Origin of the sequence: Bradyrhizobium sp. JYMT SZCCT0428 (genome assembly GCF_018131075.1) — a bacterium.
Taxonomy (GTDB): Bacteria; Pseudomonadota; Alphaproteobacteria; order Rhizobiales; family Xanthobacteraceae; genus Bradyrhizobium.
Genome location: NZ_JAFCLS010000042.1, coordinates 69,694 through 78,901, shown reverse-complemented (window position 1 = coordinate 78,901; position 9,208 = coordinate 69,694). Strand labels below are relative to the sequence as shown.

Sequence of the window (9,208 nt, the reverse complement as noted above, 5' to 3'; positions counted from 1 at the left end):
TTAAGGCTTGACGCCGTTACGGGCGCCAGGACCACACGCTTTCGCCGTACGCTTCAGCCGCGACCGTCAATCGCAACTTCAGCGTCCACCGCGACCCGCCCCTCGTCGTGACGATGGCCAACGCCCCTCTGAGTGGGACGGGATGGCTATTGATGTGCAGGTGATTTGGGGTCGAAGGAAAGAGAAATATTTTTGATCTTCGGAAATTTAGAACTTGACACAATTTCCGTAAATCAGAAGTGATTTGCCCGTCGGGTCAATTTGTCGCGGGAAAGCGCAGGACCATGCGGCAATGATGAGCGCGCGACGGACCTCCGATGAAGCAGCGACAAGCCCCGCAGGTCGTCAATCATAAACCTAAGTATCATCGTCCCAAACGAATGTAAGGCACTGATGAACGTCCGTGCAATGGCCCGATCCGCCCCTCTGCGAGAGGTTGTAGCTCGACGGCGTTACGCCGTTCAAACTGAGCGCTGGGCGGAGTAACGACCACAAACCTGCAAGCAGGAAGGGAAGCACTGCCATGGACGTCATCATCGAGAAGATCAACGGCTTGTGGCACCTCATCGTCGGGTCGTGTCAGATCCGTACTCCGTTCCTGGAGACACAGCATCGCTCGCTGGTCGTTGCGTACGCCCGCCAGGTCTACCCGGGCGCCAAGATCCTCGAACGCGACTGACGGTTAAGAAGGAAATGGGGCTGGTCAATATTGCTCATATCGGAAACGAATTTGGCCCATCGTTAGCGAATTAGGGCACTCCCCGATTCAAAATTCGGATGCAATACGGACAGCCCCCAGCCGACCGGTACTGTCCTGGGGCGCCCCAAAACGCATCGCATGACTGCTTGGCGGGACCACTTTGGGAAATTTCGTTCGCAAGAACGGCCTCAGTGCGGGGAACACTGAGGCCATCTACGTAGGATGCCTTGGGCAGGAAGGCGATCCATGCAACGTCAAGGACCCTAACAAGCATTTGTTCCGCTGGGTTGTTGGATGGTGAAGCAGCGGAGACAGCACCCGCTCAAATCAATGGCCTATGAGCAATTCTGCTCAGTCCATCTGTTCGCCCAGTGCTACTTCTCGCCTCTGTGGCAGCACGATCGTGCGGCCTTCTTATTCTTGAGGGCGAAACATCGAAATGGTTCAAAGCTCACCAGAAACCCGCGCATTGGCGCACCTGCTTGCCCGCTATCGCGAGCCAAACAGCGGGCGCGGATTATTTGAGCTGGTGATCACGGCAGTGCCCTTCCTTGTCATTTGGACGCTGATATGGACGGCTCTCGACCACGGCTGTTGGATTGGCCTGCTGCTGGTGGTACCGGCGGCGGGCTTCCTCGTCCGCCTCTTCATGATCCAGCACGACTGCGGCCACGGGTCGTTCTTCTCGGGCCGCCTTGCAAACGATTGGGTCGGCCGAGCCATCGGTGTCGTGACGCTAACGCCGTACGATCACTGGCGACGAAGCCATGCACGCCATCACGCAAGTTCGGGCAATCTCGATCAGAGGGGGGTCGGCGACATTGACACGTTGACGGTGCGTGAGTTTCTGTCGCGGCCGCGATGGCGTCAGATCGCTTATCGGGCGTACCGCCATCCGATCGTGATGTTCGGCGTCGGCCCCACGTTTTTGTTCATTTTTCAACAACGCCTGCCGATAGGGATGATGGGAAGCGGCTGGATGCCATGGCTAAGTACGATGGGCACGAACATCGTCATCGCGATTCTGGTCGCCGCTATGATCCGACTGGTCGGCTTTGGGCCATTCATCCTTATACACCTCCCGATCACGGCTCTGGCGGCGTCGATCGGTGTATGGCTGTTCTTTGTTCAACACCAGTTCGAACACACCTCCTGGTCCCACGACGAGCATTGGAGTTTCCACGAGGCTGCGCTACATGGCAGTTCCCACTATCACTTGCCGGGTGTTTTGCGCTGGTTCACGGCAAACATTGGCGTTCACCACATCCATCACTTAAGCAGTCGAATTCCCTGCTACCGGTTGCCTGATGTGTTGCGGGATCATCCGCAGCTCATCGCCATCGGGCGAATTACGTTGCTTCAAAGTTTACGGTGCGTGCGAATGGCTTTGTGGGACGAGAAACGGCAGCGGCTCATTTCGTTTGAAGAGGCGGCGGTCCGGCGGGATTGTTCTGGACGGGATGCCACCTTCTCCACGTAAGCGAAGCGCGTCTTCGGATGCCTCCGTAGACCGGCAGGCTCAGATGTTCCAAATGTCTGAGTTTCGTCATTCGCGTCGATGCTGGCGTACCCGTCGATGTCCGCTCATCGGGTCAGCTCGGACATGCCGGGCGGATCGCGCCATGGCCGACAAGTGCTGCCATTTGCAGACATTCTCGGCCGGTCAGGCCAGGTCTGCTCTACCCTCGAAGCGGACGTGGTGAACCGATTTGCCATGTCGCCTAAGGCAAAAGCCGGCATCATTCAATCAATTCAGTTGCCTGTATGACGAGCGCGTTGGGTATCGTGATGCCAACGGGGGTGAATGAGGCGATTGATCCGCCGCACTGCCCGGCAGCGACGAAGCTTACCCGTGTCTTCGCACATAGAGGGCGATAAACCGGTCGATCATCGGGTTGATCTGCTCCGGCACTTCCAGCGACAGGAAATGCCCGGAGCCGACGGCCTTGGCCGTGACCAGTTGCGGGCACAGCACCGCAAATCGATCCAGATCCGCGAGCCGATGAGCCGCTTCGATGTAGAGCACCGGGGCCTGGCACGCCTGGGCGCACTCACGCGCCCGATGCACATCCCAGGGGAACAGACTTGTAAACGTGGACACCAGCACGTGCTGTGGCGTCGCCAGAAAGGTCTGTTCAACATGAACGCGGCATCTGTCGGTCGGCAGACAGGAGTCCGCCACAATTGTCCGCACCTCGCTCGCAAAATCCGCGCCCCGTAGGCCTTCCAGATATCCGGCGAACACCGTCCCTGCTGAGGCAGGGAAGAGAACCCCTGAATCGAGCAACACCAGGCCTGCAGGAAAGTCCGGATAGCGGGCGGCGATTTCGAGCGCCATGTTGCCACCCATGCTTTGACCCACGATGACCGGATTTGTGATCTGCTGCCGATTGCACAGCCAGACGAGATCATCGGCGAAGCCTTCGATCGAATACGCCTGTTGTGGCTTGTCGCTCTCACCATGCCCCCGCAGTTCGGCATTCAACGCCCGACCTTGACGGGCGAAATACTCCATCTGCGGCGCAAAATGCGTGCGATCCCCGCCCAAGCCATGGACGAACAGGAATTGAAGTGGTCCCGCCCCGGCGATGTCAAAGGACAGCTGCACGCCATCACGCGCGAGTTTCATGGGGCATCTCCAAATCACTATCCCGTCGAACAGTACCCTGCCAATCTCCACTGCTAGCCGCAGCAGCGGATACCCAGGACGAGGAGTTAGCAGAACCAGCAATAGACGTATTTTATCTACTTCGACATGAGAGGCCATAGCATTCGCACCGAGCGCCGGGTGGATAGAACAAAAGGCCATGGCGACAACTGGACACCTTCGGCGCTTCCGCACGTTCTCAGCGGGGCGTCCGCTCTACCATTAAAAGTGGACGTCGCTGATCCGGTTGCCATGTCGGCTAAGGGTCATTCGCGCCGATGCTGGCGTGCCCGTCGATGTCCGCTGACCGGGGCAGCTCGGACATGCCGGGCGGATCGCGCCATGGAGGGCAAGCGCCAACAACGGACTTATGCACTCCAACAAGCTCACTCAATCACTTCGTCGGCGCGGCCAAGCAGCGACGTTGGTACTCCAAGGCCCAGCGCCTTTGCTGTCTTCATGTTGATGACGAGTTCGAATTTTGTGACTTGCTGGACCGGCAGGTTTTCCGGCTTTTCGCCGTTCAGAACCCGGCCAAGATAGTCGCCCACCTGTCGGCGGGCCTCGGCGTAGTTCGGTCCGTAACTCACCAATCCGCCATCAGCAGCGAACTCACGAATTGGATAGAGTGCCGGTATGCGGTGTTGAGCTGTCAGACCAACAAGGCTTTCGCGGTTTCGAAGCATCAATGCGTCAGCCGAAATCAACAACGCATCCGGCCGCACGCCAGCCATCCTTGCGAAAGCCTCCTTGAAATCATCGGGGCCCCCTGTCTCGACACGGAGCAGCTTCACTCCCAAGGTATCAGCCGCCAGTTCCAATCTCCTCAGAGTGTCCTCGTACCCTGATACGAGGCTTGTTGGATTATAGAAGAACCCAATGGACCTCGCCGTCGGCACCAATTCACAAAGCATCTGCAGCCGTTTGGCCATTACCTCTACATTGAGAACTGAAACCCCCGTCGCGTTGCCGCCCGGTCTGTTCAGGCTTACGACGAAACCGCTTGCGACAGGGTCAAAACCGGTCAGAAAAATGATCGGAATTGACGTGGTGGCGGCCTTGGCAGCCATGATTGAAGGCCCTGCAAAGACAGCGATGGCATTTACGCGATGCCGAACCAGATCACGGGCCAACTCACCTAGTCGGTCCTCGTGGCTATCGGCGCAACGGTATTCAAGCGCGAGATTTCGGCCCTCGACATAGCCCATTTCGGCCAAGCGGCCTTGCACCGAACCAAAATTTCTCCGTGCCCCCTCGAGCGATCCAACGTCAAGGACGCCCAGAATCCGCGAAGCCGCCTGTTGTCCCAGGGCAGGAAGCGACCATGCGGCCGCGCTCCCAATTGCAGCGATGAACTCGCGCCGCCTCATCGATTTTTCCTCGGACGACCGCCGGCATTGTAGCCACTCCAACCGGCCATCTGGAAGTAGGCAGATTGAAGTCCAACAACGTCGGCTTCGGGTCATTCGCGTCGATGCTGGCGTGCCCGTCGATGTCCGCTTACCGGGGCAGCTCGGACATGCCGGGTTGGAACGCGCTATGGCCGACAAGGGCCATGAACGGACTCGTAGCTTTCTGCTCGATTATTCGCGCCCTGCTTCAGGAAGTCCTCAAGGCAGCCTGCGCATCCGTTCAAGGTCGGCGAGGCGCCGCCGGATCATTTCCTCCTCCATGTCTTCCCTTGCTTGCCGAGGTGGCAGGAGCAGGCACCACGGCCGGGTTGTGGATTGGAATCTGTGCTGGCGCGGATTTGCTGCGGACGTGACGGCATACACAAAAAGAAAGGCCGCCTGCGTTGGCGCAAGCGGCCCAAGTCCAGGGAGGAAACGCCCAAGGAGGGCAGCGATAGCGCGAGCGGCGCTACCGCACCCCCTTAGCTAAGACGATCGCGATCGGCGGCTCAATTGGACGTAGGTAAACGTCGGGTATCTCAACGTGTCGCGGAACTATACGAAGGTTTATGGCGGTCACCTTTAAGCCAACCACTTCCGCTCTGCCTCGAAAGGCGGTGCTGTCGCCGTTGTGCCGGGTCGCCCTCGCATCGTCGAAGAGCAGTGGTTGAGGCTCCGAGCTTCGGATACAAGCGCCGCAGCTCGCAGGTCGGCTCGATTCGCCGACGGGCTGAGAAGCGCAACAACCGGTCCTTCTTCCCCCTTCGGATTCGCACGACCTTGGTGTAGGTTACCGCGAGATGTCAGCCAGGACGCGCCGAAGTCCCGTTGGTTCACTGGCGCCGATGGCGGCCGAAGAATTCAATTTAGGTCAGTGGCAGGCGGCGAATGCCGCTGCCGTTCGCGTGTTGGCGTGCGCCCGCCACTGCGTTGCGATTTCGCAATCCTCACCGCAATCCTCACCTGGGAGGATAAAATGCGACGGCGCGATTTTGTTTTCGGTTGTTCGGGCGCGGCTCTTGCGATGCTGGACAACGCGCACGCCCAGCTTGCTGGGCGGGTATGGCGCGTGGGCACTGTTGGGCCGGAGCCTCGTGACAGGGGCCAATATTTGTTCGACGCCTTTTCACAGAAATTGGCCGAATACGGCTACCAGCAAGGGCGCAATGTTGATCTGACCGTACACTACACTGAAGCTCGCATCGAAAAATTCGCGGAGCTTCTTGGTCCCTTGGTGGTCAGTCTCGACCTTCTGGTTGTTTGGACCACGATCGGCCTGATCGCCGCCAAGAAAGTTGTTCCTCCCGCTTTGCCAGCAATTTTTCTCGGTGTGGGCGATCCGGTGCGCATAGGCGCCGTTCAGAGCCTTTCGCACCCTGGAGGAAACATGACCGGGGTGACATATGAGTCGGCGACCGAGACATGGGCAAAGCGAATTGAGCTCCTGAAGGAGATCGTCCCCGATCTTGACAGAGTTGGTGTTCTCAAAGCGGGGAATGATCCGAACTCAGCATACGCCATGGCCTCGTTGGAGCCGTGGCTGCCGGCACTCGGCGTCACATTGGTGGCCGTGGATTTTACATCGACCGACGAACTGGACGCTGCATTCTCTGAAATGATGCGAAAGAATGCCAAAGGCCTGTTGGTGATTTCCGGAGCTCTTACTTTCGTCAACGGCAAGCGGATTTCGGAGCTCGCTTTGGAGCATGGATTGCCGTCAGTTCACGGATTCAGGGAGACCGTTGCATTGGGAGGATTGGTGAGCCTCGGACCGGAACTTGTCGCAATAGCCCGGCAGGGAGCGCGGCTCGCAGACAAGATCATGAAAGGCGAGAAACCGGCCAATATCCCCGTGGAAGAGCCTACCGTTTATGAAGTATGGCTCAATTTGCGCACCGCGCGCGTACTCAACATCACGATACCAGCGTCTGTGACCGCCCGCGCCGACCGTGTGATCGAATGAGCCACGAGGTCCGTAAGGCGGATTGAGCCGACCCGAAGCTTGGTGCCCGCCATCAACTACCGCGCCGGCGCGTGCGAGTGACGTTCATCACAGTGGCTCCGTGCAGACCAAGTGTAGATCACGAACAGGGACGGATGGGACCGGCCGACGGCGAGCAGGGGATTATCAGCTATGACAACACGCTCCGACGACCATTGTAGAGACTTCGGAGATGCCGACCATAATTTGCGTCGCGCGCGCATAGCCGGTTATGTGCTGCTTGCCGGTCTTTTTCTTGAGGTTGTGAGCTGCATAATTTGGTTTCATGGCGTAGAGACCTTCGCTTCGTTGATATGCGTCGCGTTGGTGGCCGGAGGTGTCGCGGGCGAGATCTTCTTTGAATACAAGGCCAGACTGGCCGACAAGGGCACGCCCATCGTCGCCGCACCAGCCATCAGCTGGGTTGATCAACCGGCGCCAGACCGCAGCTGTTCGAGGAGCAGCGTGAACAGGACAGGCCTGCACTTCGGCATCGGGCTCGGCGAACTCCTTCGCAATCGCAATACGCCGTCTTCGCCGAACGATTCCAGGCTGCGGTCGCCATTTCCTGAACGAGCTCGCAGAAGCCTGCCACCGCGCCGCTGGCGAGAGCGCTTTGCGTCAAGCTAGAAAAGCCCGCAGGAGCCGACCGGTCCGGAAGCCCCAGCAAGGGTGCGCGGGAGCCGGACCATCGCACAGGCGGCGCTTGTAAGCGCCCGCTGGACGGCCGGGTTTTGGCTATTAGAATAGGTGCGGGGAAACGAGGGATAGCCAATGCTGTTCAAGAGATTCCGACGGGCCGTCGAACCCAGTCCCAGCAAATGGAAGCGAATAGAGGAAACACCGATACCGTTGAGCCTCGGCCGGATTTGGCTCGTTGATATCGATGGCAGTATCACACGGGCGATGGCATTTACCTGGCCGATCCTCAAACGCCGCGAGCCGCGCAAATATCGGTTCTGGATGTCCCGTGAGCCTCACGCGCGAGAACCTTCCGCTGAGGCTATTGCGGCTCTCAGAGCGCTTAAAGCCAAATAGGCCGGCGCCGAGCCTCGATCACGGAAAGCGCGAAGCTATTTCAATTGCCAGCCGCGCGCTCTGCATTGCCAAACGTGACATTTTCTCGAGCAAGCTTCGCTGCTCGTTGGCGAGCTTGTAGAGGCGAGCCGCCTCCTGCTCATCCTTTGGCAGGCCGCCGCGCCCCTCTTCGTAGAACAGCCCGAGGTTTTGTTGCGCGGTCGCGTTTCCCTGCTCCGCGGCCAGCTTGAACAGGCGAGCGGCCTCGCTGTCGTCCTTTTGCAGGCCGCCAATGCCCTCGGCGTAGAAGTGCCCGAGACTGACCTGGGCGCTGACGCTTCCCTGTTCGGCGGCGAGCCTGTAGAGGCGGGCGGCCTCGCGGTCGTCCTGTTGCAGTCCGCCATGACCCTGCCTGTAGAAGAGCCCGAGGTTGAATTGCGCGGCAGGGTTTCCCTGCTCCGCAGCGAGCTTGAAGAGCCGAGCGGCCTCGCGCGCATCCTTCTGCAAACCGCCAAGGCCATCGTCGTAGAAGTTCCCGAGACTGAGCTGAGCGCTGGCGTCGCCCTGGTCAGCGGCGAGCTTGTAGAGGCGAGCGGCCTCGCGGTCGTCCTTTGGCAGTCCGCCATGACCCACGCTGTAGAAGAGCCCGAGATTGTATTGCGCTGACGCGTCTCCCTGGTCCGCAGCGAGCCGGTAGAGCCGAGCAGCCTCGCGCTCATTCTTTTGCAGGCCGCCGGCACCCTCGTCGTAGAAATACGCGAGATTGACCTGCGCACTGGCGTATCCCTGCTCAGCGGCGAGCTTGTAGAGGCGCACGGCCTCGCGGTCGTCCTTTGGCAATCCGCCACGGCCCTGGTCGTAATAGACCCCGAGATTGTATTGCGCCGTGGCGTCGCCCTGGTCCGCAGCGAGCCTGTAAAGGCGAGCGGCCTCGCGGCGATCGTGCGGCAGTCCGCCAGCACCCTCGCTGTAGAAGTGCCCGAGATTGACCTGAGCGCTGGCGTATCCCTGATCGGCAGCCAGCTTGAAGAGGCGGGCGGCCTCACGGTCGTCTTGTTGCAATCCGCCACGGCCCTCGTCGTAGAAGACGCCGAGGTTGTATTGCGCCACAGGATTTCCCTGGCCCGCAGCGAGCTTGAAGAGGCGCGCGGCCTCGCGGTCATCCTTCGGCAGGCCGCGCCCCTGCGCATAGACGATCCCGAGATCGACTTGCGCGCCGGCGTCTCCCTGGTCAGCGGCGAACTGAAGGATACCAGCGGCCTCGCGGTCGTCCTTTGACGGTTCGTCATGATCCTGCTCATGGTGCACCGGGTCGTTTGACAGCGCCTGCGTCGCAGCGCCATACGCCAGTGGAAGCGCAACCACGAGCACAGCTGTGATGGAGAACAAAACCCGCTTGTTCATGTTCGTCTCGAAAGCCAATTTGGCTCGATCAGGGGAGAAATCATTGCCGACGACTAGCCGGCGTGGCC

7 protein-coding genes are annotated in these 9,208 nt (G+C 59.6%); 3 read left to right on the top strand and 4 right to left on the bottom strand.

What is annotated here, in order from left to right; all coding sequences use genetic code 11:
* Nucleotides 1-523: 523 nt before the first annotated feature.
* Complete coding sequence (locus tag JQ575_RS32940; protein WP_211997741.1) at nucleotides 524-679, top strand: hypothetical protein; 156 nt, start codon at nucleotides 524-526, stop codon at nucleotides 677-679.
* Nucleotides 680-1,139: 460 nt separating this feature from the next.
* Nucleotides 1,140-2,180 carry a fatty acid desaturase gene (locus JQ575_RS32935; RefSeq protein WP_212037332.1) on the top strand — a complete coding sequence of 347 codons (1,041 nt, stop codon included), beginning with the start codon at nucleotides 1,140-1,142 and terminating at the stop codon, nucleotides 2,178-2,180.
* 366 nt (nucleotides 2,181-2,546) lie between these two features.
* Here the strand turns inward: JQ575_RS32935 and JQ575_RS32930 are convergent, their stop codons facing one another.
* Both JQ575_RS32930 and JQ575_RS32925 read right to left on the bottom strand, forming a co-directional pair.
* On the bottom strand, nucleotides 2,547-3,329 hold the full coding sequence (locus JQ575_RS32930; RefSeq protein WP_212037331.1) for an alpha/beta fold hydrolase: 783 nt from the start codon (nucleotides 3,327-3,329) through the stop codon (nucleotides 2,547-2,549).
* Between the two features lie 404 nt (nucleotides 3,330-3,733).
* Nucleotides 3,734-4,717 (bottom strand): ABC transporter substrate-binding protein, encoded by a 984-nt coding sequence (locus JQ575_RS32925; RefSeq protein ID WP_212037330.1) that lies wholly within the window; start codon nucleotides 4,715-4,717, stop codon nucleotides 3,734-3,736.
* Between the two features lie 997 nt (nucleotides 4,718-5,714).
* Between JQ575_RS32925 and JQ575_RS32920 the strand changes: the two genes are divergently transcribed.
* Entirely contained in the window at nucleotides 5,715-6,701 is a 987-nt protein-coding gene (locus tag JQ575_RS32920) for an ABC transporter substrate-binding protein (RefSeq protein ID WP_212037329.1), read from the top strand.
* 165 nt (nucleotides 6,702-6,866) lie between these two features.
* Here the strand turns inward: JQ575_RS32920 and JQ575_RS32915 are convergent, their stop codons facing one another.
* Together JQ575_RS32915 and JQ575_RS32910 are read right to left on the bottom strand one after the other, a co-directional pair.
* Nucleotides 6,867-7,151 (bottom strand): hypothetical protein, encoded by a 285-nt coding sequence (locus JQ575_RS32915; protein ID WP_212037328.1) that lies wholly within the window; start codon nucleotides 7,149-7,151, stop codon nucleotides 6,867-6,869.
* A gap of 624 nt (nucleotides 7,152-7,775) precedes the next feature.
* Nucleotides 7,776-9,140: a tetratricopeptide repeat protein gene (locus JQ575_RS32910; protein WP_212037327.1), complete on the bottom strand. Its 1,365-nt coding sequence runs from the start codon at nucleotides 9,138-9,140 to the stop codon at nucleotides 7,776-7,778.
* Nucleotides 9,141-9,208 lie beyond the last annotated feature (68 nt).

Bases quoted from the DNA above. Each gene is read 5' to 3' on its own strand.
- JQ575_RS32940 (WP_211997741.1), top strand. From the start codon at position 524: ATGGACGTCATCATCGAGAAGATCAACGGCTTGTGGCACCTCATCGTC.
- JQ575_RS32935 (WP_212037332.1), top strand. From the start codon at position 1,140: ATGGTTCAAAGCTCACCAGAAACCCGCGCATTGGCGCACCTGCTTGCC.
- JQ575_RS32930 (WP_212037331.1), bottom strand. From the start codon at position 3,329: ATGAAACTCGCGCGTGATGGCGTGCAGCTGTCCTTTGACATCGCCGGG.
- JQ575_RS32925 (WP_212037330.1), bottom strand. From the start codon at position 4,717: ATGAGGCGGCGCGAGTTCATCGCTGCAATTGGGAGCGCGGCCGCATGG.
- JQ575_RS32920 (WP_212037329.1), top strand. From the start codon at position 5,715: ATGCGACGGCGCGATTTTGTTTTCGGTTGTTCGGGCGCGGCTCTTGCG.
- JQ575_RS32910 (WP_212037327.1), bottom strand. From the start codon at position 9,140: ATGAACAAGCGGGTTTTGTTCTCCATCACAGCTGTGCTCGTGGTTGCG.